This window comes from Timaviella obliquedivisa GSE-PSE-MK23-08B, assembly GCA_019358855.1.
Classification (GTDB): Bacteria; Cyanobacteriota; Cyanobacteriia; order Elainellales; family Elainellaceae; genus Timaviella; species Timaviella obliquedivisa.
The window spans coordinates 203900-229019 of record JAHHII010000002.1 but is presented as its reverse complement, the minus strand read 5'-3'; the positions used below and the strand labels follow the sequence as shown (position 1 = coordinate 229019).

The following is a 25120-nucleotide window of genomic DNA, read 5'->3' as shown; positions in this document are numbered from 1 at the left end:
CAAATTCATCAAATCCATCAAAATTATGGCGATCGCTGCTCCTTAGTGATGCAGATTGTAATCTCAAACTCTCTGGTGTAGAGGTAACAAATATAGCCACTTTCAGATCATCGCTCATCTTTATCCATCGTTCCTTCACCCCTTGCAAGCTACCATAAGAATCAAAGCATTAAGAAACTTTGCATCACTCTCAGAACTAACGTAGCCTGCTCCTCTCGACCTCTATTCCGTCTCTCTTCACCTCAATTCTCTTCACATTAATAACGAATCCCGTGGAATCCTCTCTCCCCTTTGAATTTGACTCTATTGAATCCGCACTGACAGACCTCAAAGCAGGGCGTGCCCTGGTTGTAGTGGATGATGAAAACCGCGAAAACGAAGGCGATGTAATTTGTGCAGCACAGTTTGCCACGCCAGACATGATTAACTTTATGGCAGTCGAAGCCAGAGGATTAATTTGCTTAGCCATGACAGGCGATCGTCTCGACGAGTTAGACCTGCCCCTCATGGTCAACAGCCGCGCCTTTGAAGATAGCAACGAAGAAACCGCCTTTACCGTCAGCATTGATGGCGCACTTCACCTGGGCGTTTCGACAGGCATCTCTGCCGACGATCGCTCCCGCACCATTCAACTCACCCTCAATCCCAATACCAAGCCCAGCGATTTACGTCGTCCAGGGCATATTTTTCCCCTCAGAGCCAAAGAGGGCGGCGTTCTAAAACGAGCCGGACACACAGAAGCAGGCGTTGATCTAGCGCGGCTAGCAGGGCTATATCCAGCAGGGGTCATTTGCGAAATCCAAAACCCCGATGGCTCTATGGCACGACTACCAGAATTGATGGTGTATGCCAAAACTCACAACCTCAAAATCATTAATATTGCCGACCTAATTCGCTATCGGCTCCAGCACGAGCGCTTTGTGCAGCGCGAAGCCGTGGCAAATCTGCCTTCTATGTTTGGGCACTTCCAGGTTTACGCCTACCGCAATTTGCTAGACAATTCTGAACATATCGCCATTGTTAAAGGCGACCCTACAACGTTTAACAACCAAAGTATTATGGTGCGAATGCACTCAGAGTGCCTGACCGGAGACGCGCTGGGTTCTCTGCGCTGTGATTGTCGAGGGCAGCTTCAGTCGGCTCTGAAAATGATTGAGAACGCGGGGCAGGGAGTCGTAGTTTATTTGCGGCAAGAGGGGCGTGGAATTGGCTTAGTTAACAAGCTCAAGGCATATTCGCTGCAAGATTTGGGGCTAGATACAGTCGAAGCGAACGAACGCCTCGGATTTCCGGCTGACCAACGCAACTATGGTATGGGCGCGCAGATTTTAATTGACCTGGGTGTGCGACAGTTTTGTCTGATCACTAATAATCCTCGCAAGATTGCAGGCTTAAAGGGCTATGGGCTAGACCTGGTCGATCGCGTCCCCTTGCTCATTGAAGCCACGGAATACAACGCCGAATATCTAACGACAAAAGCAGAAAAACTAGGTCATTTATTGCTCAGCACTTATCTGGTAACGATTGCCATTCAGTGGCAAGACGACCCGTTATCAGTGACCGATCGCTATGAGCGCTTAGAAAAGATTCGGCACTTGGGTAAGGCGCAGGGGTTCTGGTTGCAAGAGGAAGCGCGATCGCTTGCCGTTGCCCTGTTCGGCAAATCCTCTCTGACTTTTCATCTAGGGTTCGACTCATCCCAAGTCGTCTTGCCAAACTGGTATCGAGAGTTAGAGAATCCTCAGGTGATGGCGATCGCCCAAATTCTCGACACCCTAGCTTCATGGGATTCGGTGGCTCAAATCGAGTTTTTAATTTCCCCCGGTAGCGACCCTCTGACCAATTTACAGGTACAGCTCGATCGCCAGATTTTCCGGCTTGATCCCCATCCCAACTTCATCCGCCCTTCAGAAGTTTGTACTCACCTAGAAACCCAGCGCATCTACGTATTTTCTAGACATATGCTAGAAGATTAAGTGCTAGAAGATTAAGCACCTATGCCTCTGCTTTTTCCTCAAAGCGTTTCTGCAAGAGCTTGATAATCGAGTCTTTTTCCAGTAAACCCATCAAAACGTTATCTTTCAGTACCGCCAGATTTGGCACATGCTGTTCTTCTAGTAACGTCACCACTTCTAGTAACGGTAAGTCTGCGGCAACAGTCACCAGTTGTTCAGTTGGTTGAATTAACGTTTTAACCTGGACGTTCCACCAATCGTTTGTTGGGATCGCATTCATGGCATCTACAGCGATCTCTCCTAGCAACTTTCCATCAGCATCAGTCACCAGGTATTTTTTCCAGTTCATAGGATTCCCGATTACATGACCATTGGCAAACTCACGTAGCGACAGATCGGCAGACACCACTGGGCTATTAGGCGTTATGGCATCAACAGCGGTCAATCCACTCAACTGCTCTTGGACACTAGCAGCTTGAGCAGAGCGACCCGCATTTTGCAGCAAAAACCAACCTACAATCAGTGTCCAAAAGCTGCCTATGTTGCTTATGCCCAGCAAAGACAAAGAGCCTAGACCAATTCCAATCCAGCCTAAAAATTGCCCCGCCTTGCTAGCAAAAGCAAGACCCTTATAAGGTTTGCCCGTAACCTTCCAAACGATCGCCTTTAACGCATTGCCCCCATCCAACGGCAACCCCGGCAGCAAATTAAACAATGCCAACGCTAAGTTAATCGAAGCCACGAGGCTTACAATTGCCGCAGGTGCGCCTGTAATTCCTCCAAAAAGACTGACCAAAGTGAGGATACCAAAAAGGATAAGGCTGACCAAAGGACCGGCGATCGCCACCCAAAACGCATCACCCGGCGTTTTAGACTCCTCCCCCAAACTTGCCAATCCACCAAAAATAAATAGCGTAATAGAGTTTACTGGAATACCTTGCCGAATTGCCACAAAGCTATGCCCTAACTCATGGGCTAACACCGAGGCAAACAGCATTAAAGCCGCCGCCAAACCCAAAATCCATGCCGAGCCACCCAACTGAGGGAACGAAAACCCCAACTCGTTGCCATAGTCCCAAGTTACCAACCCCAGCACCAAGAACCAGGACAGATTGATATAAAAAGGAATCCCAAATAAGTTGCCGACTCGCAAATTACCATTCATACTCTCCATCTCCCTTTCCATCTCCCAAGCAATTTCATGTTCACTTTTGCTACTCCTATCGTAATAAAACTTAAACCGTTAATCCGATGCTCCTGAGGAGGGATACCCGCCAATTCTGCGTCAATTGTCTACATCACTTGAGGGAAACGTTTTTGATGAAAAAGCTCAAGAATTAAAAGACTTAAGAGCAGAAGTACAAACTCAGGCATTGCTGAATGAGAGTATGAATCTGCTCAAAGCCCCTTTCCTTCAGGAGAGGGGTTGGGGGAGAGGTCTATCTCGCTGCCGACTCAACCTAACCCCTAGCCCCTTCCCTAAGAGGGCAGGGGAACCGGATTTTCATACTACAATTCAGCAACGCCCAAACTCAAGCAACTTTTTCTAGGTTTTCCAAGAATTATCTTTGCATAGCGATTGGGCTGTGATATATTGCTGCGAGACTATTCACGGCTCATACTTTAAGTTCTTGATATTGTCCTATACCTTGGTGCTTTAAGTAGCATCTACTTGCCTAGGTTTATGCTGGAATGCTCCATTGCACTGCATCTAAGGTTTCTGGCGTTTAGGTCTACTCTATTTTTTTGATTTTAAGTTTTCTATTTATTATGAAGTTACTTGTAGACTGAACACCGAAGTCCTATCTCCACTAAACCTTCAGCAATGACAAGATACTGGCTCGAGTTATTAGACTGGGCACAGGAGCACTACCGCTACCGCACCTTTAGAAAAGATGAAAAGATTCCGGCAAGAACGGGGCTACTTTATCTTGTTCATCAGGGCTTTGTCAGGCTAGTTGGGGAAGCCCAAGTTAGTTCTAGTGGAAGTGCGCCTCGCCGCTCTCGGCTTAATTCAGAAGAAGCTTTTTTGGGATTCATTGGTTCTACTCAGCCCTTTGAAGTTATCGCCCAATACCCTTTCAATATTCAGAGTTTCGCGCACGTAGATAATACTGCGGTGATTTGGTTGTACTGGGAAGATTTAGAAAATCGGTCAGAAATTCGTGAAGAGGTGATGGCGGCATTCCGCTATCAGCATCAACGCAAGCTCTTATGGCTCAGTACTCTAGGGCAGCGTCGAACCAGCGATCGCCTCTTAGGATTTTTGACTCTGCTCATTGAAGAATCTGGTCAACCTTGTGAAGGAGGCTACTATCTTCCGTTCACCTTGACCCATGCCCAAATCGGCAGTGCGATCGGCTCAACCCGAGTCACCGTCACTCGGCTAATTGGCAAACTGCGACGGCAAGGACTGGTCAGAACCTATGGTGAGAATCTAATTTCCTTACCCTCTCAGCTTCTCCAGCAGGCACAATCTTAGAAAATGCCGAATTTTTCTAAAAGGGTCAGTCTTTAAGAGGAAGCAAGCTAGTAAATTGTTCCTTACTGACATTTACTTCTTTAAGATTCTCTCGATGCCCGAAGCTGGCCACAAGCTGCATCTGCTGCTAATCCCCGTGCTTGCCGAACGCTGACAGCGATATGGCGACTCTTTAACCCCTCGACAAACGCCCGAATCCGACGATCGCTCGGACATTGATAATCAACTTCAGAAATGGGGTTATAGGGAATCAAATTGACATGGCTTTGAAAGCCTTGCAGGTGTTCGGCGAGTTCAAGGGCGTGTTCCGGGCGATCGTTAATATCTGCCAACAAAACATATTCAAAGGTGACGCGCCGCCCTGTAATTTGTACATACTCACGGCATTCTGCCAGCAACGCTGTCAATGGATACTGCCGAGCGCTGGGGATCAACCGTTCGCGGAGAAGTTGGTTGGAGGCGTGCAGGCTAATAGCTAGGGTAACTTGAAGCTGATGCTGTGCCAATCGCTGGATGCGTCCTGGAATACCTACTGTAGAGATCGTCATGAGGCGCTGTCCAATCCCGACATCGGTGTTGAGCGATCGCACGGCGGCAAGGACGCTCTCGCTATTTAATAATGGTTCGCCCATGCCCATAAACACAATATTGCTGACTCGCTGCCCGAAGTCTTCTTGCACGGTCAGCACTTGATCGATGATTTCGTGTTGCGCCAAATTGCGGGTAAAGCCACCCTTACCCGTGGCGCAAAAATCGCAAGCCATCGGACAACCCACTTGCGATGAGACACACACCGTCAGACGTTTTTCGGTAGGAATGCCCACTGTCTCAATAATTTGACCATCTGCCAATTTCAGCAGAAACTTTACGGTGCCGTCCGGTGCCTCAGAGCGGTAGTGCAGGGTCGATCGCCCCACATTCACGTCGGCTAAATCTGCCCGCCACTGCTTAGGAAATACAGAAATATCAGCCAGCGATCGCCCACCCTGCTGATACAGCCATTGATGCAGTTGCTTGCCTCGGTAGGCTGGCTGTCCATGTTGTTGTACCCAATTGCTAAGTTCAGCCGTAGACATCCCTAGCAAGGGAGCTTGGGGCAAAGTTACAGAGCTATCAGCGATCGCCTGGATTTGTTCGAGAGAAATAGCGGCAGACATAAGCAAATGGAAAAGTAATCGCTTTCCCATCTTAGAGCGTTGTCAGGAATTCATCTTTTGAACTTTGCTGCTCATCGGCTAATTACACTGCCCTCAAGCACCTGATTAAGTTTACCGCTGCGGAATCCTTCTAAATCCAGCGTGACGTACATAAAGCCATAGGATTGCAAAGTCGCCACCAGAGTGGGCAAGTCCGTTGTCAAAACAAATTCTTTAATTTGTTCAGCAGGTAGCTCAATTCGGGCAGTTTCACCCGTCGATCGCACCCTTAAGTTACCCAATCCAAACGATCGCAAATAACGCTCGGCTTGCCCCACCCGCTGAAGCTTTGCCACCGTAATTTCTTCGCCATAGGGAAACCGCGAACTGAGGCAGGGTTGGGCAGGCTTGTCCCACCACGGTAAACCCATCAGCTTAGAGATTTGGCGCACTTCTAGCTTAGAAACCCCAACTTCGGCAAGGGGCGATCGCGCTCCCCGCTCCTTTGCAGCTTGAATCCCAGGGCGATAATCAGACAAATCATCAGCGTTCACCCCATCCACCACATAGGGATAACCCCGCTCTAGTGCCAACGGCTTTAACGTATCGTGTAGTTCGCTTTTGCAGAAGTAGCAGCGATTGACCGGATTGGACGTGTAGTTAGGATTATCCATTTCATGGGTTTGCACGACCTCATGAATAACCCCAATTTCTGCTGCCTGAATCCGTGCGTCCTCCAAGTCATCAGGCAGGAGGGAAGGAGAATTTGCGGTGATGGCAAGCGCACGATCGCCCAATACATCAAAGGCAATCTTAGCCACCAGGGTGCTATCAATCCCTCCAGAATAGGCAATTAACGCCCGATCCATGTCTGCAAATAAGGCTTTTAGCTGATCAAGTTTGTCTGTCGGCATTTTCGTAAAACTCGCATTACACCCTACCAAAATAACGAATTTTGCAAAGTTCTCGAATCAGAACAAGAGCTTCTGCCATACTTTAAACTCATAAACAGCAATTCTTTCTAGAATCCCAGAGCTAGACAATGACGATCGCTCTCTCCCCTGCTCTCACTCTCGAAGAGTTTCTCAACCTACCTGAGACAAAACCTGCCAGCGAATTTATAGAAGGACGGATCTATCAGAAGCCCATGCCCCAAGGTAAACATTCCCGCCTTCAGTTCAAGCTTTGCGAGACAGTCAATCAGGTTGCAGAATCTCCAAAGATAGCCTTAGCTTTTCCAGAACTACGCTGCACATTTGGCAATCGTTCGATCATTCCCGATGTAGCGGTTTTTTCTTGGGAACGAATTCCCTTTGATGGCGATCGAGAGATTGAAAATGTTTTTAACATGCCGCCAGATTGGGCAATTGAAATTCTTTCACCTGATCAGAACGCCACAAAAGTCATTGGCAATCTCCTCCATTGCCTTAACCATGGCACAAAACTAGGATGGTTCGTTGACCCGGGCGATCGCATCATCTTAGCTTTTCTTCCAGGGCAACAACCTATTGAATTGAGAGGCTTCCAAGCCTTACCTATGCTCCAGTCTGTAGTGCTAGAGTTAACGGCTGAACAGGTTTTCGGATGGTTGAGGGCAGGCGGGTAACTATATTCGTAAATGCTGCACTAACGCGCGTAATCCTAAGCGATAGCTCTCTGCTCCAAATCCGCTAATCTGCCCGATCGCCACCGGAGCAATGTAAGAATGATGGCGAAATTCTTCACGGCGATGGATATTGCTGAGATGGACTTCTACAGTTGGAATGGCAACCCCAGCAATCGCATCTCGAATTGCGACACTGGTATGAGTATAGGCTCCTGGATTAATTAAGATGCCCTGGTGGACAGCGATCGCGCCATGAATTGCATCAATCAAAACCCCTTCATGGTTAGACTGAAGCATCGCTACTTTCACCTGAAGCGCTTCTGCATCCGCTTCTAACAAGCCTTGGATATCGTTTAAGGTAATTACACCATAAACTCCAGGCTCTCGTTTGCCCAAGAGATTCAGGTTAGGGCCGTGTAAAACTAATATGCTTTCCAATTTACTAAAATACGGCTTGACAAGCCTTGCTTCAAGACCCAACCTCAGTCAAAAGACTGAGCCCAAAAGTACACAAAGAACTTCTAAGACACAAAGGATGGTCTTTTTTTAGGGTAAAAGCTTTATGTAAACCCAGCCGATCGCCTTACCGACGACGAGGATAGTCTTTGACAGGGACTGGGATTGGCTCTAGATCTGGCTGAACATCAGGCCCTAGCAAAGTTTCTACTAGCTTACGTGCCCACTCTTTTAGCTTTTCTAAAATTTGATCAATATAATCCATTAGTGGAATAGCTCCCGTAGTCAATTTAGGACTGCACCAAACCCGAAATTTAGGTTCAATAGCTTTCTATACGACCTCACTACCTGATCATAGCGAATCGTGGCAAATGATCAAGATCACAAAATATTTATTTAAGGATGAATATTGACAAAAATATAGAAATGTCCCTCAGAGGAACTCAATGACCCGATCTATATTTTGCCGAACCTTTTGTGCAGACAGGCTTAGAGCGTCTTTCTCACTTTCTGTTAAAGTTAGTTCAAAAATTTTTTCTATTCCGGCTCTGCCTAAACGAGTTGGCATTCCTAGAAATAGGTCGCTTAAGCCGTACTCTCCTTGCAAATAGGCAGTGACGGGTAAAATGCGAGGCTGGTTTAACAAAATTGTTTCTACCATTAGGCAAGCCGATGAGGCAGGCGCATAGTAAGCGCCTCCGGTTTGCAGCAGCCCGACAATTTCGGCACCGCCATTGCAGGTTCGTTCAATTAAGCGATCGATCGCCCCTTGATCCATCAACTCTGTAATGGGGATACCGCTGACGGTAGAATATGCCGGGAGCGGCACCATCAGGTCGCCGTGGCTCCCCAAAACCATGGCATTGACCGCTTGAGGAGAAATTCCTAGCTCCAGAGCAATAAAGGTTTGGAACCGGGCAGAATCTAAAATGCCTGCCATCCCCATGACTTGATAAGTGGGAAGCTGGGTTACTTGCCATGCCACGTAGGTCATGACATCTAAAGGATTGGTAACGACGATGATGAGAGCGTTTGGAGAATGGGCGATCGCCCCGATCGCAGCATCCCTGACAATTTGAGCGTTTGTTTTCAGTAAATCATCCCGGGTCATTCCAGGTTTACGCGGCAACCCGGCTGTAATCACAATAATGTCTGAATTGACAGTGTCAGCATAGTCGTTTGTTCCAGTCAGCTTGCGGCTATGTCCTTCAATGCCAGCAGCTTCCATTAAGTCAAGCGCTACCCCTTGGGGGCGACCTAAAACAATATCAAACAGCACAACATCAGCCAAATTCTTCTCGGCAACTCGCTGTGCCAAAGTGCTGCCTACATTACCCGCTCCAACAATAGAAACTTTGTGAGAATGGTGAAGCGAATCTGTCATACGCTCTAGCCTGACTTGAAATTTAGAAGTTAACTTGAAATTTAGATCGTCTCTAGCTGATCTGCCCTTAGCCAAATATTAGGCGCAGGCACATAGCCAAACTTTACTAAGACATAGTCGCCTTTTGCATCTAAAACTTCGCCTTTAGTCTCAAATAGATAGGGTGGGAAGCGAGTATCGCTGGCTTTTGCCTCCAGACTGTTTTCCAGTTTTTCTCGGATGGCACGAACAACATCGCCTTTTTTGACTGCCATAAAAATTTTCTGTTGAAGGATAGAGTGACCTGGGGGTGAAGCCGTTGGCTTCGTCCTGATTCTACTGGAGTTTTGGCGTTTAGTCTTTGGTTGGCGGCTGAATAGCAAAGGTGCCGTTAGGGTTTGGGATCACTTTGCCACCCAGCGCCTGAATTTTGGAAATGGCTGTATCGTGAGTTCGTTTGTCAGAGGCATTCATTAGCACCATTGCCCAAGCCGATACCTGGGCGGTTTTGCTCTCAGGATTGTTAGCCAGAAATGCTGCCGTTTGCTCAGATAGCGCTGCCACGCGATCGCTCCCTGGCGCTGAAGACTGCCTTGCCCAGCTTGCCGCCGTTTCAAAAGACTTCTTTGCCGCCTGAGCATCGCCTAAGAATAAAAGTTCGTCGATGCCCAGTTGCCGCCAAGCATAGTAGGACTCAGGAGGAACATTAGGCTGGAGAGAAGATAACCCTTGACGGGCGATCGCCACCGATCGTTCCGGCATCCCGGCATACAAAGCAGAACTGGTAGAAAGAAACGTGTAGGCATTTAAGAAATAAGGATCACGCCCTAAAACCACCTCAAAATAATCTGGGCTTAAGGTAAAGTCGGTTTTGGCGCGAGCAGGCGCATCGCCAAAATATTGCAGGAAGTTCAAAAACGTCCAGTCTGCCAGCACATTATCAAACCCAAAGGCAGGTAATTTTTTGAGCAGCGTCAATCGAACTTGCTCTTGCTCTACATGCTGCCGCAAGCTCTCGACAGTAGCAGTTTGGCTCTGAGTCTTCAACCGCTCTAGCTGAGGCATTTGAATCAAACCAATCAAAGTCAGGCACAGTAGAGCAATACCAGCAGGAATAAATTGTCTCTTGGCAGATTTTTCAGAATGAAGTCTTTCAGAAGGCGGTACTAACTGCATCTTGTCTACGCTCCATCGGGGTTTTGCTTGAACAGGACTTACACAGAGGAAATCCCCAAACCCATTCAAAAGTAGCTTTCGGGGTTCCCTCCTTACTTAGGGAAGGTTAGGGAGGATCTCAACTTGTAGTGACTAGTCCGTAAGTCTTGTTCCAATCATCAATAAATCATCAATATCTACAGTTCTTACATTTCCCTCAAAAAATCTGTAACTGCGCAAACTGTACCAATCCCTGAGCCAATCTGAGGCAAAAGTGTCAATATTTAAGCTGAAGGCGCAGCACCGCTCTTATCTTCTTACACCATGTCAGATCATTCTCTCTCCCTTGCCCAGCATTACCACGAACGCACAAAGTATCATCCTGGTGCTTTACCCAATCGGCAAATAGACTGGGCAAACCAGCCTAGCCCATTTAAAGAGTACAAAATCGGCACCCCGTTCGACCTCAAGCCTTATCTATCGGACAAATTAGACCTAACGACCGAAGAGTTGAACTGGCGGCGGCTCTCTCGCTTCCTGTTTTGCAGCTATGGCTTGACTATTAAAATGATGGCGCAGAATGGTGAACCTATTTATTTCAGGGCTGCTCCTTCTGCGGGCGGGCTGTATCCAGCAGAGATTTACTTGATTTCACGCGGTACTCCTATGATGCCTGCGGGACTCTATAATTATCAACCTCAGTTTCATTCATTGCTGCACTTTTGGGACAGCGAAGTTTGGTCGGCATTACAAAGCGCTTGCTTTTGGCACCCAACGTTAGAAGCCACTCAGTTTGCTTTGGTCACCACTGCTGTGTTCTATCGTTCGGCTTGGCGTTATGAAGACAGAGCTTATCGACGCATTCTTTTGGATACGGGGCATCTGCTGGGTAATTTTGAACTGGCGGGAGCATTAAACGATTATCGACCTTGCTTGATTGGGGGCTTTGCTGATGAGTCGATGAATCAGTTGCTTTATTTGGATACTGAGCAAGAGGGCACGACGACGGTGATGGCGATCGCAGATTTGTTAGATGTGCAGCAAAATCTGTCATTAGCGCCGACGGCTTTACCTTCTGCATCAGTGACCGATTATCCTAAAATTGCCGATGGTGATTTGTTGAAGTTTTGCCATGCTGCAAGCCAAATTCCTCAGGGCGAAAAATCGGTTACTGTCAAAGATTTGGCGATCGCTCCTGCTCTTGAAGTTACAGAAAACCCATCAACAGACAAGTACAATTTTCCTTTTTGCCTAAAAGTATCGACTCAAACTGTTCCAATAGACTGGGGCAAGAACTTAGAAGGCTTAGATAGCACTCTGCTCAAACGCCGTTCTACTCGGGCTTATCAAGGTACAAACCTAACTTCAGATGAACTCAAAGCTCTGCTCGACTTTACCTATCAACCCCAAAATTACATTGAGCAAAATCTCGATCGCACTCCCGACTATTTTAATTTGAGTTTGATCGAAACTTTCATTGCTGTGTCAGGAGTTGAAGGGTTAGAAGAAGGCTGCTATTATTACGCCCCCAAAGTTCAGGAACTCCGCCAAATTCGCTTCAAAAACTTTCGGCAAGAGCTACATATGCTCTGCTTAGGGCAAAACTTAGGACGAGATGCAGGGGCAGTGCTTTTCCATACCGCTGATTTACAAAGGGCGATCGCTCAGTATGGCGATCGGGCTTACCGTTACTTACACATGGATGCGGGGCATCTAGGGCAACGCCTCAACCTCGCGGCGGTTCGACTGGGCTTAGGCGTAAGCGGTATCGCTGGCTTTTTTGATGACCAAGTGAATGAGATTTTGGGAATTCCGGGAGATGAGGCGGTGCTGTACATTACAACATTAGGACGAGCGCAGTAAATAGATTCTAATGTGCAGATTTCGTCCTTTGACCCAGGCGGCTAAGCCCGAGCAGCTACCGATTCCACCATGGTTTGGAGAAGTTGGCTAAAGTCATTTGGGATCAAAGCTTGGCTAAAGCCCATAAGGTTAGGGTTTTGACGAGATGAGCCTAAGAATAGACAAGAGGCGATCGCCCCTTCCAAGTTAGTCGTTGCATCAATTTCTAAATTAGCAATGCAAGCGCCCGTCAGCACAGTGCTACTAAAGTTAGTCCCTAGGGCTTGAGCACGGCTAAAGTCTGTTCTACTGAGGTTGGCACGACTTAAATCAGCTTGGTTTAAGGTAGCTTCCACTAGCTTTGCCTTGCTCAGGTTCGCCCAACTCAGGTTTGCCCGACTCAAGTTTGCCTGAGTTAAGTTTGCGCCAATCAACTCGGCATCCCGCAGGTCAGTATCTTGAAGGTTAGCGCTTTTAAGATTTGCGCCCAAAAGGTTTGTTTTAAAGAGATGGGCACCCAATAGATTGGCATGACTAAGATTGATGCCAAACAGAAAAAATTCGCTTAGCTCAGCCATACTCAAATCAGGATAAATAGATGGATTTTGAATTCTCCAACGATTCCAAGTTCCTCTGCCTTGCCTTAATAAAGATAGATGTTCTTCGTTTGCCATTGCTGGTTTCCTGCCGTACCTGATATTTACTTATCTAGATTCTAGGAACAGTAATCAATGAAGCGAGTCGGTTGTTCTGGAATTGATGCGATCTTCATTGGAACGTTACGATCGCTTTGGTAGAAACACTGAGAGATAATCAATGCAAGTCGATCGCCTAGAGGAAACCACTTATGGTTCAAACTTCTGAGAAGACCTTAACCCTAGAGGAGTTTTTGGCATTACCCGAAACGAAACCTGCCAGTGAATACATTGATGGGCAAGTGAGCCAAAAACCCATGCCCCAAGGAAAACACAGCAGATTACAGAGCAAGTTAGTGCCCACCATTAATACCATTGTTGAACCCCAGCGACTTGCTGTTGCTTTTCCAGAACTAAGATGCACCTTTGGAGGGCGATCGACGGTTCCTGACATTTCAGTATTTACGTACGACAGAATTCCACTGGACGATCGCGGCAGAGTAGGAGACGTGTTCACAGCAGCGCCCGACTGGACAATTGAGATTCTTTCACCCGCTCAAAGTCAAAATCGCGTGACTCGAAATATTATTCACTGCCTTGATCAGGGCTGCCAGTTGGGCTGGCTGCTTGATCCAGAAGATGAAACGGTCTTGGCTTATCCGCCGGGCAAGTCGCCTGAGTTTTTTGAAGACCCAGCCGACTTGCTGCCTGTCCCAGACTTTGCCAAAGATCTGAAGCTTACTCTGGAAGAGTTGTTTAATTTTCTGCGGGTTTAACGGGGCTAACTTTGGCGCGATACAGCAATTTTTCGCCCTGCCGATATCCGGTGTAGCGCACTTTCACCCGATCGCCCACTTCAGCATGACCTTCCATTAATTGATGAAGCTGAGGATCGTAGTCGACCTCTGCACCGACCGGAGCGATCGCTGCCAGCCCCCAAGCTTCAATCAATTGCTCGATCGGACGCATCAGCGGCAATAGTCGGCTGGCAGAAACGTCCTTTTGCTGTGCTGCATAAGCTGCTGTTGGGTACTGAATTAGCCAAGATTCTAAAATTTGTAGGCTTGTGTTCTGAAACTCTTGTTGCAGGCTTTCTCGCTGCTGTTGAAGTTGAAGTTGGAGCCTTTGGTATTCTTGCTGAAAGTTAGAATCAGTGGGAGTGGCAATCGCCAGTTCAGAAAACTTTTCCACCAGTTCAACCATAGAAACTTGCAGCGCTTGGGCTAATTTATGCAACGACTCCACCCGCATTTTCGCTACTTGCCCTCGACGAAGCTGCCTGACTTGCCACTCAGAAACATTAGCCGCGTGGCTAAGAGCTTTGAGGCTGGGAATGTGCGCTTGTTGTAGGAGCGATCGCAACCGCTGCGGGTAGGAATCTTGCATGGATTACGTCTAGGAACAGCCTAATCTGCGTTTAGGAGCAGCCAAGAGACTCTCTCGTATCTACGCCAGTGATCGGATTCACACCACTCGCAGTTTGGCAAAGTTGCAGCGTTTGAGTGCGATCGAGGACAGCATCGGTAAAGTCAGCGCCAGTCACTTTTGCATCTCGAAAGCTTGTCTTTAGCATCATGGCAGAATTCAAGATCGCATCGGTCAAGTCTGCGCCCGACAAGTTGGTAATGTAGGCAATGCCATCGCTAAAATCGACGGCGTGGAGGTTGGCATTTTTTAGATCGGCTCCATTAAATACGGCTCCCCGCAGGTCTGCACCACTAAAGTTGGCTTCTTTGAGTTTGGCATCGCTAAATTCGGCTTGAATTAAACTTTGTCCTGAATAATCTTTACTAGTTGATTCAGCGTCATCATAGGCTCGAATTGCTGCTGAACTGGCGGCTTGAGCAGGAACAGGAAGTGCTGTCACCAGAATCAAGAACAAAATAACGATGCCAAGCAACTGCTGGAAAATACGCATGGTTAAAGGGAAAATCAAGGGCTTTGTCAAACTTAACATTTTCTGCCCCCTGGCTTTTTTGATTATGCTCGTCTCAAGCGAACCATAAAGAATCCGTCCATGTTCTGTTGATGAGGCAATACCTTGAGCCACCCTCGTTCTGTAACAAACTGTTCGGCTAGATGACCTGATTCAGGAGGGACAATCTGCCACTGAGGAAAGTCTTGTAGGAACCGTTCAATTACCGCTTCGTTTTCGGTAGCGTGTAGCGTACAAGTGGCATAGACCAGGGTGCCCTGGGGCTTGACCCAAGTAGCACTTTGATTAAGCAACTCAGTTTGGAGGTGAGCCAGCTTTTGAACAGATTCAGGAGTTTGTCGCCAGCGGGCATCGGCATGGCGATGGAGAGTGCCTAAGCCCGAACAGGGGGCATCTAAAAGGACGCGATCGCCTTTGCCAATAAACTGCGGTTGATTGCGGCTGTCTTCAGCATGAATTTGAATTGCGTGGATCTGAAGACGATCGGCGTTTTCTTGAAGCTTTTTAAGACGTGAGGCTTGGCGATCGCAGCCCCAAATCACGCCTTGGTCTTGCATCAGTTCAGCAATATGCGTGGTTTTTCCGCCAGGAGCGGCACAGGCATCAATGACTGTTTCTCCAGGCTGAGGATCGAGCAAATGTCCCACCAGTTGCGCGCTACAGTCTTGCACCGACCACCAGCCTTCAGCAAAGCCAGAAAGATTTTGAATGTTGCCAGTGCCCTGAGGCAGCCGGAGCGCTTGGGGCAAGGGCGGTACGCGCTGGACGGCTATCTCGGCGGATTGCATTGCTGCTTCGACTTGTTCGAGGGATGTTTTTAAGGGATTGATACGAAGATCAATATGGGGCGATCGATTAAACCAGGCACACAGTTCCTCGGTAGCTGCAATCCCAAACTGCTCTAACCAGACCTCGACAATCCAGTTAGGATAACTGTGAAAGATTCCTAGCCTTGTCGCCGGAGCATCTGGCAGCACCAAAGGATCGCCCTTTTCAGCGAGGCGAATGTACTGCCGCAGCAAGCCATTCGCAAACCCAGCCAGCCCCTTAAAGCCATTCTGTTTGATCATCTCTACCGTTGTATCGACGGCGGCAGAGGCGGGGATGTGGTCGAGATAGCGTAACTGATAAAGCCCCAGGTGCAGCATCAGCCGCAAATCTGTGGGCTGTCGGTCAATTGATTGAGTAGCAAATTGACCGACTAGGGCATCCAATGTTCTCTGTCGGCGAACGCTGCCATAAACCAACTCAGTCACTAAGCGGCGATCGGGCGCATTCAGAGAGGTTTGGCGCAGGACTTGATCGAGGGCAACATCGGCAAAAGCGCCGCTATGAACAGCGCGGAGAGCCAGAAAGGCGTATTCCCGGGCAGAACGATCACGGGTCGAACGATCACGGGTCGAACGATCGGGCGATCGAGAAGGTTGAGACGGGTGACGATCGCTCATTATGCGCTGACCTGGGGGCTTAACGCCGCCTTAGGGTAGGGAATGCGCTGATGATTAAACTGAAGCCAAACCTGAACAAAAATTTCGGCAATGCGGGTCATTTCTTCGCGGCTTAAACCCGACTCAAGTAGCTGATTATCTTGCCAGCGCGCCCGTAAAATGCGGTTGACCATCGCTAGAGCCTCCTCCGAAGATGCATCTTTTAGCGATCGTAATGCAGCTTCACACGAGTCTGCCAACATGACAATGCCTGTTTCTCGGCTCTGGGGAATCGGACCGTCATAGCGAAAATCCGCTTCATTCACCACGAGTCCGGGGTTTTCTTTAGCTTCTTGAAGCGCCTGATAGTAAAAATAAGAAATCAACATTGTCCCTTGGTGCTCAGGAATAAAAGATTGAATCGCTTTGGGCAACCGACAGCGGCGCGCCATGACAATTCCTTCTGTAACATGTTTTTTAATCAATGCTGCACTGAGCCAAGGATTATCAATTTCATCGTGCTTGTTAATTCCGCCCATTTGGTTTTCAATAAAACCCAGCGGGTCATGCATTTTGCCGATGTCATGATACAGTGTTCCGGCTCGTACTAGTTCTACGCTGCATCCTAAGGCGCGGGCAGCAGCCTCGGCAAGAGTTGCCACGAACAGGGTGTGCTGAAAGGTGCCAGGGGTAACCGAGGCAAGCCGTTCTAACAAAGGACGATTGGGGTTGGAAAGTTCTGAGAGGCGAATGGGGGTAACTAGGTCGAAAAGCTGCTCCAAGTAAGGGCTGATGCCGAGAGCAACGACGCTCCAGACAATCCCAATCAGGCTTTGGAGTGCGGCTGAAGTGAGGACAACATACCAGACGGCACTGGTCGCAGAACTACTGATTAAGGTCAGAATTAAATACACAATACCCTGGGTTAAGCCCACGATGCCGCCTAAGAGAGCCAGTTCTTCACGGGAACGCAGCTTTTCTGCCATAATAGCTCCCACTAAACTGCCTACTGCGCCCGCAACTAAGTTGATAGGAGCAATTTCCATGCCGATCGGCAAAATCACAGTCAATAGCCCAATGACGGTGATGCCTAAAGCCGAGCCGTAAAAGCTGCCTACCAGTAGACCAATTACAGGTAGGCTGGTGGCGGGCAAGCCGAGGGCAGAAATGACTGGAGCCGTTAGAGTGAGTAGCAAAATGAGGAGGCGATCGCGGCGGCGCAAGCCAGGGTGAAATTTACGCTCAATTACCAGGAAGACCGCAACCGTGCCACTTACTAACCCGCCAAAGCCAATTAGCCCTAGCCAATTAATTCGTCGTCGGCTCATCCCAAAATGGTCTAGTAGAACAAAATCTTCCTGAGAAATTTGTTCACCTTGCCGAACGATTGTATCTCCCCGACGAGCCGCCACCATTACATCTTTCACAGATAGGGCGGCTTGTTCGGCTTGGAACTTCGTCTGCTCAATGTCTTGAGTCAAGTTGGGTCTAACGATCGCTGCTAGTATTTTGCCAGCTTGGGGTTGAACATTGGCTGACACGTTGGCATCTAGCTGAACTTTAATTGCTTGGTCGAGCAAAGCAGGAGGAATGCCTGGCGCAATGCCTTGGGTCAACATTCGCTCAAGGGTTTGCCGAACAGTGGCTTTGGTTTGCGCCCATTCAGGATCAGTGAGATTGAAAAGAGTAGAGTCATAAAAATTTTCTTCATTGGCACTGCTGGGCAGCGAGAGCAATGCCGCAGCATATCGTTGACGAGCCAGCCCAATTACGCCCTTCAAAGCAGAGAAATCATCGGCAGTGGCAGCACGGCGATAGTTTTGAAGTTCTAAAATAGCCAGTTCTTGGGAGGAACTAGCTAAATCGGTCAGTGCCCGAGAACGAGGAGAATTGAGCAGGCTACTATTAGTTTCGTTGTCGTCTTTGCCCTCAGCCTTGCCTTCAATCTTGGCGATCGTGGCTTGCCATTGCCATTCAGGAGCCTGGCGAAGATAGCGTTGAGCAGTTGTGGAGAGCAGCGAGGGTTCGACAAAAGGCAATTTACCAACTTGCTGCCGTAAGTCGTCGCCTTCTTGCAACAGCGTTTGCAGGGTTTGATAAATTTCTTGATTGATTGGCTTATCAATCATCAGGACAGACACCCCCGCAGTTCGAGCAGCCTTGCGGTTGGCTTCAGTTGTGTACTGATCAATAATTCTCACCGTCGCAGGAGCTTTGAGAGTTTGGGGAGCGATGGTGCCGACTGCTAACTGAGGTTCGTCGTAGAAGCGATAGCCAATGGCACTGGTCAGCGAGAGGATGGCGATCGCCAGCACAAGGGGCGGCTGAGAGCGGCGGCGGCGCAAAAAACGATGCTGGGTTGCGCTGGGTCTGAGCAAGAAGGGAATAATTTGGCTAGGTCGCAGATGGGTTCGAGCCTGTTGGCTGTGCCGAATGACTTGCGCTACCCATTTTTCTAGGGTCTGCCTCAAAAGCGGCGCATCTATTTGACGCTCCTGCTTCCAACTGTGTAACTTCTGGGTCATTATCTGAAAGGGTTTCATTCAATACACCCAATGGCGATTAGCAAACGAGTCAACCTCTTGAAAAAGTAAAGCGACTCTAATCAGTTTTAATTTTTAATGAAGAAAGAAGGAGCGATTCATTCTGTGAGCACCTTGCAGAATTTTATCAGCCTCATGCCAGAACCGCTGTTGCTAACGACGAAACATTCGGGGAGCCGCAACCACTGGATTCTCTAGCCTTTGAGTAGGCTGGTAAACCCCTGACCATGCCGCTAGCAGATGATCGGCAACTTCTAACAGTTCTGCTTCAGATGTTAAACCCCAGAAGGAAGCATACCCTGCTCGGTTCAATCGCTGTCGCCAACTGGGAGGAATGCCTGTAATGCCATGGGCGGCTCCTGCCAATGCTCCGGCGATCGCACAGGGCACTTGAGGATGAGGCAACTTAGCGGCTTGTAAAAGAGTAAGCCGAAAGTTTGGGCGAGGGGTCGATTTCTCTTGCAAGGTCAGGGCGATCGTCTCTCCAATTTGCAAACAAGTTGCCAAAACTTGAGGGGAAGCACAGTCTAAAGCCGTCTCTAGGTGAAACTTCAAGAGGGTCAGATCTTCATGATAGAACAGAGCGATCGGGACAAGAGCAATCATCACGCTTTCATCCTCTGGGCTAGAAAATGTGCTAGAAAACGGGGTTCTACCTTTCCCATGAATGAGAAACTGTGCTTGCATAACCGCCATTTTGCCCCATGCCGACGGTTCAATAGGATTATAGAAACCCCAATGCTCTACCGATCGCCACGATTGGGGCTGCTGACAATTAGCTCCCAAAATTTCACCGATGGCAGTTCCTAAGAGTGCGCCTCGAAATCGGCTCAGCAGTGAATAGTGCATAGAGAATGTTTTATGTCCTAGGCGGCTCAAACTGATAAATATCTTGAATCACCTGCGTCCAACTTTCAACCAAAGAAGCCAAAATGCGATCGCCCTTGTCTTTCGTTGCCCCGGTTGGATCGCCTAATACGCCGCTGTCGCTCACATCCTTTGTCACCCAAGCAAACGGCAGCTTGCCCTCCATACTGAGCAGGCTATCGGGCAAGCCGCGAGGATACTCTTGCACAGCCGCAGCCATTTTTACGGTGTCGGGCAAAATCGACAGCAGTAAGCTGGTTTCAGCATCTCCGGCATGAATGCCCAGTTGGGCTTCTTTAGGAGTGAGTAAGTCAACTGCAACATTGGGGACATTCCAAATGAATAGGGGAAACACCTGAAAGTCTGGATATTTTTGATGCAGATCTCGCGCCACGATCTCTAGCACTTGAGGCTGTCCACCATGGGCATTAACCAAGACAAACTTGCGAAATCCGGATCGGTAAAGGCTCTCGGCAACTTCTGTTAACAACGCCATCAGGGTAGGAGCGCTGAGGGTAATGGTGCCCGGAAAGTTCCAGTGTTCGTTAGATTTGCCGTAGTAAAGAGGCGGCAGAGCGTATGCCGGAACGGTCGATTCGAGTTGGGCTAAAGCCTTGCCCAGAACAGAGGTGGCGATCGCGGCATCGACAATGAGTGGCAGATGAGGGCCATGCTGCTCGATCGCGCCCATTGGCTGAAGCACAACCACATTACCTTTATCAGGCATCTGCTGAATATCTGTCCAAGTTAGATACGGAAAAAACCGATCGGGAGGAACAAAACTGTGCATGGTAGGCGCTGTGCTGACTGAAAACATCCTCGGCTTCTCTAAAAACCGAGGATGTTGTGGACTATTTGAATTTGTGAATTATTTGAGAAAGTACTAAAAGCTAGGGAGTGTTTAAGACGGGCGCTGGAGCCACTGGCTCGATAGGCTCTAGGGGAACCACTGCCGGAGGAGGTTCAACAATGGGCACTGCGGGTGCAGTTTCGTCTCCTGTGGGAATCGGCTCAGCGATCGTAGGCTCTTCTGGCGCAGGGGCAAGATCAGCAGGATCAGGATCAACAGGGGCAAGGTCACTAGAGGCGCTGCCCAAACCACTATCCGCCGAATCATTCCCCGCAGGCACTGGATCTTCGTAATAGCCACCCGACGAAGAATCCGAAGGGTCACTCCAACTGCCGCTGTATCCGTCCTCTTCCTCCGCATCTGTATCAGAACCACCGTAGCTGCTTGCGGAAATTCTGCCTGGAGTCACAGGTTCCGCTTTAACCGTGCCGTCTCGTCCCTCAACATCAGGAATCTTGGGAAATTCCTCAACTTTCATTCCGTCTGTCGCTTCAATCATGAAGTCATACCAAGTGGCTGCTGCCGTGCTGCTAGCGCCATAGGTAGGACTACTGTCATCATTGCCCATCCACACTCCTGTTACAAGCTGGGGAATGTAGCCCACAAACCAGAGATCACGACGTTTTTCGGAGGTGCCAGTTTTTCCGGCGACACCGCGATCGGGCAATGCTGCCGCTCCACCTGTACCCTGATTCACCACGCCTTCCAGCATCCAGGTCATGATGGAGGCGCTGTCTGCATCAATAGCGCGATTCGGCTTAAACTTTGCTTCGTAAATCACCTTGCCATAGCGGTTAAGCACTCGCGTAATCCCATGTGCCTCAGAGCGATTACCCGCTGCGGCAAGCGTTCCGTAAGCGCTGGTTAACTCCAGAAGGTTAACCTCTGAAGAACCTAAAGCCAGGGAATAGGCACCCAGCAGCGGAGATTTGATCCCCATTCGTTTTGCCATCTCAATCACTGGGTCAAACCCTACGTCAATTAAGGTTTTAACGGCAACGACGTTGATGGATGAGGTCAGGGCATCTTTCATGGAAACCGAACCCCGGAAAGATTTACTAGAGTTGCGGGGTTCGTAGCCATCCACTACGAGCTTGCCGTCTACATATCCTCGGTACGGCGAAAACCCAGCGGCGATCGCCGTAGAATACACAAACGCCTTAAAGGTAGAACCCGGCTGGCGTTGTGCCTGCGTGGCGCGATTAAACTGACTTTTATTGAAATCATCGCCACCGACCAGCGCTTTGACTTCGCCTGTACGAGGGTCAATAGAAACCAGTGCCGCTTGCTCAAACCCCTGGTTATAGCCATAGTCGGCGATCGCGTTCTGAATCGTCGCCTGTGCTAACTTCTGCCACTTTAAGTTCATGGTAGTTTCTACCGTCAACCCACCCAGTTCCATTTCCTCTCTAGAAACGTACTTAGGCAACTCTTGCAATACGTAGGACGTGAAGTACGGCGTTTCGCTTGCCTGATATTTAGGGTTGCTGGGCTGAATGGCGATCGGAGTTGCCGCCGCCACTATGCGCTCCGACTCAGTTATAAACCCTGCCTTGACCATTCGTTGCAAAACAATGTTGCGTCGTTGCTTGGCTAGATCAGGGTTAACTTGAGGAGAATAGGTGCTGGGGGCAGGTGCCATCCCTGCAATCATTGCCATTTCCCCCAGAGATAGTTCTTCTACAGGCTTGCTGAAATAGATCCAGGAGGCATCCGCAACGCCATAAGCCCCTGAACCTAAGTAAACCAAATTAAGATAGCTCTCTAAGATTTGGTCTTTTGACAGTTCTCGCTCCATTTTCTGCGCCAACAGTGCTTCCCGTGCCTTCCGCGCCAAGCTCCGCTCTTGATCGAGAAACGCAATCCGAGAAAGCTGTTGAGTAATGGTACTGGCACCTTCGACGACCTTACCTGCAAACAGGTTAGCCAAGGAAGCCCGAGCGATCGCTTGATAGTCAATTCCACTGTGGCTATAAAAGTCGGTGTCTTCTGAAGAAATGAAGGCTTCTGCTAGCACTTTGGGCATTTTTGCGATCGAAACTTTGTCGCGGGTGGCAGGCCCAATCTGTTGAAGAACTGTGCCGTCTTCTGCCTTAATCGTCGTTGACCCAACGCGACTGTAGGTCAAAACGTCCTTGGGATTAGGCAAATCTTTCTCGATCGCCACGATCGTCGATCGCGCTGCCACAGCCCCCCCACAGGCTCCAATTCCGATCACTATCAGCGCCCAACTCCACCAACGTCTGGGCATGGGCACCTTGGGGAATGAAAGTTTGTAGCGATTCCGCCGCCGCCGAGGAGGAACTGCCCGACGTGGCTCTGCTCCATCGGGGTCAAACCTTGGCAAAATCGGCATCTCAGAATCATTGCTATTGGGATCGGTGTTGCCAGACATAGTGTTGTGGGTCATTTTTGTTGAGTTTTGACCGCTCCGTTGGCTTGACGCATCCCCGGAACCAGCTTGAAAATCTGTCACTTAGTAAGTCCTCACAAACCGCCAACACAGATTTGATGAACGATTCTCTTTTAAAGCCTACAGCCGTGTTGTCGCAAGTACTGCTTAACACTCACGCAACCTTCATTTAACTTCATCTAAACTTAGAGCCTTTTGGGATAAATCACAAGCGCGGCAAAATCTTAACGCATCTTTGCCAGCCTGACTATAACGATTTACCTAAACCAGCCATCTGCTCAAAACCGCTAGACCCCTGCCCGACCTAGCGCCAGTGCCGTCACCAACATTCCCAAAACCAAGAAGGGTTGAGCGCTTGCCTGATACTTCACATCATTTTTAAGGGGGTCGCGCAAAAAGTACATGTCTTGGAAAGTGATTTGGGGAATGATCAGCAGCACAAGCAGCACGGCAGAGAGATTCTGGTGAATACTCATGAGGTAAGCAGCAATTCCAGATTGGAAAACATCAATCATCAGCACGCAAATCCAAGCGGCGGTACCCACGCCAAACATGACGGGCAGGGAGTTCAAACCGAGTTGGCGATCGCCCTCCACGCTCTTAAAGTCATTGACAATGGCAATGCCTAGCCCTGACAAACTATAGAACAACGTCAGCAGCACGATCGTCCAGTTCAAATCGCCAAACAAAGCATGACCCGCCCACCAAGGCAGAGCGATGTAACTAGCGCCTAGGGCATAATTTCCTGCCCAGCCATTTTTCTTCAGCTTTAGCGGTGGCGCAGAGTAGATGTAGGAAACGAAAGAGCCACCGATCGCCAGAGCAGTAACAGTTGGGAAAGAATGCCCTGCCCAAGTATCTAGCGCATACGCTACGCCAATGCCTCCCAACAGCAATACCCAGACCTGCACTATGACTTGCGGGAGTGTAATAATCCCGGAAGGAATGGGGCGATAGGGTTCATTGATAGCGTCTAAATCGCGATCGTAGAAGTCGTTAATGGTTTGGGTGTAGCCTGCCAACAGCGGACCAGACATCAACATACAAGCCGCTGCGATCAAAACATTTTCTAGCGTCCAGGTGTAGTTACCAGAGGAGGCTGCCCCACAGACCACGCCCCAGATTAATGGAATCCAGGTGATCGGCTTCATCAACTGCAAACGAATTTTCCAGATGGAAGTTTCGCCAGCCTGCGCGCCTTTCATGCCTAAAAGCTGGCGGGTCTTGGCATTGCGATCGCTGGCAGCGTCAGATTCAGGGGAAGGAACGGGAGGAGTAGACTCTGACATAGGGGAAGCAATGGTTTTGTGCAGGATTCGCTCTCTAGCCTAGCGCTTGCTGTGAAGTGTTGTGAAGCTTGTGAGGAATGAACTTTGGAAATATTTTGCTGATGAGTATCTCAATGTTGAAACAGCTCAGGATCAACCTGAAAAAATCTGCCTAACAATTCGGCTTGCTGTGGGTTGATGGGAGCACTGCCTGTCATTATTGCTGTTGCTGCGGTGGTTGAACCGAGTGCATTGATAAGGTCACTGGGTTCAAGTTGTCGTTGTTCCATCAAAAAAAGCAGCATGGACTGGGGGCTAGTGGGTTGAGGGGAGTAGTGGCTTTGCTCAAACTTTTCGATTAGTGCAATCAAAAGCTGGTAGAGCGCATCTTCTTCAGGAGTGCGATCGCGCCGATGCATTAATTCTTCAACCACTGCCAAAGCTTTGTCATTCTCGGCTTCAGTGTTGATTAGTCTGGGCTGATGTTGGGCAAGTAAGTCTTTGTATTTTTCGGGGTTAAAAGTAAGGGTCATTCTTCCACTTCTCCTTGTCATATTCTGCATGGGTCAGAATGTACTTGATGTAAATCAACTGCCCTTTGTAGTCGATGCTGACAATTAACCGATAGTGATTTCCCTTGATATTAAAAACTGTGAAACCTCCTACTGCCTCAGCTTTTGGGAAAACAGTTTGAACTTCGATAAGAGTAGCCCAGTTTGCTTTGCTGGCAACTTTGAACCAATTGTCTAGCGCTTCAATGATATCGGCATGGCTTTCGCTGAACTCGCGGATGCGTCTGTAGCTAATCACATGCATGAATATTAATTTTTCTTGCTGATGACCCTATTTTAACGGATCTTGGTGCTTCATAGACTGCGCGATAGGGGATCTTAATCCAAATCTCGACTCGGATTCACCAGCTTCTCAAGTGCTGCTGCTTCACCTCGCCGATCGCCAATAATCCGCGCCAGATCCAAATCTTGTGCAATAGTATCGATCGCTTTTCGATGTTGCGATCGCTGGCAGCGTCAGATTCAGGGGAAGGAACGGGAGGAGTAGACTCTGACATAGGGGAAAGGGTAGTGATTGCAGGATTCGTCTAGCCTACCGCTTGCTGTGAAGCGTTATGAAGCTTTGGCGATGAACTTTTGTGGAAAATCGACGGAAAGGGATCTGAGGTTAAAGC

The 25120-nt window shown here is 48.8% G+C and carries 25 protein-coding genes; 5 read left to right on the top strand and 20 right to left on the bottom strand.

The annotated features are described in order from the left end of the window. Positions 1 to 260: 260 nt before the first annotated feature. Complete coding sequence (gene ribA, locus KME11_04490) at positions 261 to 1976, top strand: bifunctional 3,4-dihydroxy-2-butanone-4-phosphate synthase RibB/GTP cyclohydrolase II RibA (protein MBW4514462.1); 1716 nt, start codon at positions 261 to 263, stop codon at positions 1974 to 1976. A 19-nt stretch (positions 1977 to 1995) separates the two neighbouring features. Here the strand turns inward: ribA and KME11_04485 are convergent, their stop codons facing one another. Next, positions 1996 to 3120, bottom strand: coding sequence for a site-2 protease family protein (locus tag KME11_04485; GenBank protein MBW4514461.1), 1125 nt, complete (start codon positions 3118 to 3120; stop codon positions 1996 to 1998). Positions 3121 to 3780: 660 nt separating this feature from the next. On the opposite strand from KME11_04485, the gene KME11_04480 reads away from it, so the two are divergent. After that, positions 3781 to 4437 carry a Crp/Fnr family transcriptional regulator gene (locus KME11_04480; protein ID MBW4514460.1) on the top strand — a complete coding sequence of 219 codons (657 nt, stop codon included), beginning with the start codon at positions 3781 to 3783 and terminating at the stop codon, positions 4435 to 4437. A gap of 80 nt (positions 4438 to 4517) precedes the next feature. Here KME11_04480 and rlmN read toward each other — a convergent pair whose 3' ends face one another. Then, a complete protein-coding gene (rlmN, locus tag KME11_04475; protein ID MBW4514459.1) occupies positions 4518 to 5594 on the bottom strand; it encodes a 23S rRNA (adenine(2503)-C(2))-methyltransferase RlmN in 1077 nt (358 codons plus the stop codon). A gap of 71 nt (positions 5595 to 5665) precedes the next feature. Then, positions 5666 to 6487, bottom strand: a complete 822-nt coding sequence (larE, locus tag KME11_04470) for an ATP-dependent sacrificial sulfur transferase LarE (protein ID MBW4514458.1) — start codon at positions 6485 to 6487, stop codon at positions 5666 to 5668. Between the two features lie 128 nt (positions 6488 to 6615). Here larE and KME11_04465 point away from each other — a divergent pair, with 128 nt between their 5' ends. Beyond that, positions 6616 to 7179 carry a Uma2 family endonuclease gene (locus KME11_04465; protein MBW4514457.1) on the top strand — a complete coding sequence of 188 codons (564 nt, stop codon included), beginning with the start codon at positions 6616 to 6618 and terminating at the stop codon, positions 7177 to 7179. Here the strand turns inward: KME11_04465 and aroQ are convergent, their stop codons facing one another. The 5 genes from aroQ to KME11_04440 all read right to left on the bottom strand — a co-directional run bounded on the left by aroQ (position 7180) and on the right by KME11_04440 (position 10174). Beyond that, positions 7180 to 7617, bottom strand: a complete 438-nt coding sequence (gene aroQ / locus KME11_04460) for a type II 3-dehydroquinate dehydratase (protein ID MBW4514456.1) — start codon at positions 7615 to 7617, stop codon at positions 7180 to 7182. Positions 7618 to 7762: 145 nt separating this feature from the next. Further along, on the bottom strand, positions 7763 to 7900 hold the full coding sequence (locus KME11_04455; GenBank protein ID MBW4514455.1) for a hypothetical protein: 138 nt from the start codon (positions 7898 to 7900) through the stop codon (positions 7763 to 7765). A gap of 168 nt (positions 7901 to 8068) precedes the next feature. Then, positions 8069 to 9019, bottom strand: coding sequence for a malate dehydrogenase (gene mdh, locus KME11_04450; GenBank protein MBW4514454.1), 951 nt, complete (start codon positions 9017 to 9019; stop codon positions 8069 to 8071). A 41-nt stretch (positions 9020 to 9060) separates the two neighbouring features. Beyond that, positions 9061 to 9273 (bottom strand): NAD(P)H-quinone oxidoreductase subunit O, encoded by a 213-nt coding sequence (locus KME11_04445; protein MBW4514453.1) that lies wholly within the window; start codon positions 9271 to 9273, stop codon positions 9061 to 9063. 79 nt (positions 9274 to 9352) lie between these two features. Beyond that, a complete protein-coding gene (locus tag KME11_04440; protein ID MBW4514452.1) occupies positions 9353 to 10174 on the bottom strand; it encodes a hypothetical protein in 822 nt (273 codons plus the stop codon). 303 nt (positions 10175 to 10477) lie between these two features. Here KME11_04440 and KME11_04435 point away from each other — a divergent pair, with 303 nt between their 5' ends. Beyond that, positions 10478 to 12016: a SagB/ThcOx family dehydrogenase gene (locus KME11_04435; protein ID MBW4514451.1), complete on the top strand. Its 1539-nt coding sequence runs from the start codon at positions 10478 to 10480 to the stop codon at positions 12014 to 12016. A 41-nt stretch (positions 12017 to 12057) separates the two neighbouring features. Here the strand turns inward: KME11_04435 and KME11_04430 are convergent, their stop codons facing one another. After that, on the bottom strand, positions 12058 to 12669 hold the full coding sequence (locus tag KME11_04430; protein MBW4514450.1) for a pentapeptide repeat-containing protein: 612 nt from the start codon (positions 12667 to 12669) through the stop codon (positions 12058 to 12060). 173 nt (positions 12670 to 12842) lie between these two features. On the opposite strand from KME11_04430, the gene KME11_04425 reads away from it, so the two are divergent. Beyond that, on the top strand, positions 12843 to 13406 hold the full coding sequence (locus KME11_04425; GenBank protein MBW4514449.1) for a Uma2 family endonuclease: 564 nt from the start codon (positions 12843 to 12845) through the stop codon (positions 13404 to 13406). Here KME11_04425 and KME11_04420 read toward each other — a convergent pair. The 11 genes from KME11_04420 to KME11_04370 form a co-directional block, all read right to left on the bottom strand. Further along, positions 13387 to 14016: a helix-turn-helix transcriptional regulator gene (locus KME11_04420; protein ID MBW4514448.1), complete on the bottom strand. Its 630-nt coding sequence runs from the start codon at positions 14014 to 14016 to the stop codon at positions 13387 to 13389. The genes KME11_04425 and KME11_04420 overlap by 20 nt on opposite strands. 31 nt (positions 14017 to 14047) lie before the next feature. Then, complete coding sequence (locus tag KME11_04415; GenBank protein MBW4514447.1) at positions 14048 to 14548, bottom strand: pentapeptide repeat-containing protein; 501 nt, start codon at positions 14546 to 14548, stop codon at positions 14048 to 14050. A 62-nt stretch (positions 14549 to 14610) separates the two neighbouring features. Beyond that, positions 14611 to 16014 carry a 16S rRNA (cytosine(967)-C(5))-methyltransferase gene (locus tag KME11_04410; protein ID MBW4514446.1) on the bottom strand — a complete coding sequence of 468 codons (1404 nt, stop codon included), beginning with the start codon at positions 16012 to 16014 and terminating at the stop codon, positions 14611 to 14613. Continuing rightward, positions 16014 to 18308: an HDIG domain-containing protein gene (locus KME11_04405; GenBank protein MBW4514445.1), complete on the bottom strand. Its 2295-nt coding sequence runs from the start codon at positions 18306 to 18308 to the stop codon at positions 16014 to 16016. The genes KME11_04410 and KME11_04405 overlap by 1 nt, the downstream gene beginning before the upstream one ends. Positions 18309 to 18689: 381 nt before the next feature. Then, the gene (locus KME11_04400; GenBank protein MBW4514444.1) at positions 18690 to 19385 is read right to left on the bottom strand and encodes a hypothetical protein; all 696 of its coding nucleotides are present in this window, start codon (positions 19383 to 19385) and stop codon (positions 18690 to 18692) included. A gap of 10 nt (positions 19386 to 19395) precedes the next feature. Continuing rightward, positions 19396 to 20193 carry a creatininase family protein gene (locus KME11_04395; GenBank protein MBW4514443.1) on the bottom strand — a complete coding sequence of 266 codons (798 nt, stop codon included), beginning with the start codon at positions 20191 to 20193 and terminating at the stop codon, positions 19396 to 19398. A 100-nt stretch (positions 20194 to 20293) separates the two neighbouring features. After that, positions 20294 to 22663 carry a PBP1A family penicillin-binding protein gene (locus tag KME11_04390; protein MBW4514442.1) on the bottom strand — a complete coding sequence of 790 codons (2370 nt, stop codon included), beginning with the start codon at positions 22661 to 22663 and terminating at the stop codon, positions 20294 to 20296. A gap of 290 nt (positions 22664 to 22953) precedes the next feature. Then, positions 22954 to 23955: a chlorophyll synthase ChlG gene (gene chlG / locus KME11_04385; protein MBW4514441.1), complete on the bottom strand. Its 1002-nt coding sequence runs from the start codon at positions 23953 to 23955 to the stop codon at positions 22954 to 22956. Positions 23956 to 24065: 110 nt separating this feature from the next. Continuing rightward, complete coding sequence (locus tag KME11_04380) at positions 24066 to 24467, bottom strand: transcriptional regulator (GenBank protein MBW4514440.1); 402 nt, start codon at positions 24465 to 24467, stop codon at positions 24066 to 24068. Next, positions 24451 to 24750, bottom strand: coding sequence for a type II toxin-antitoxin system HigB family toxin (locus KME11_04375; protein MBW4514439.1), 300 nt, complete (start codon positions 24748 to 24750; stop codon positions 24451 to 24453). Before KME11_04375 ends, KME11_04380 begins: the two co-directional genes overlap by 17 nt. A 97-nt stretch (positions 24751 to 24847) precedes the next feature. Next, complete coding sequence (locus tag KME11_04370) at positions 24848 to 25003, bottom strand: hypothetical protein (GenBank protein MBW4514438.1); 156 nt, start codon at positions 25001 to 25003, stop codon at positions 24848 to 24850. Between the last annotated feature and the right edge of the window lie 117 nt (positions 25004 to 25120).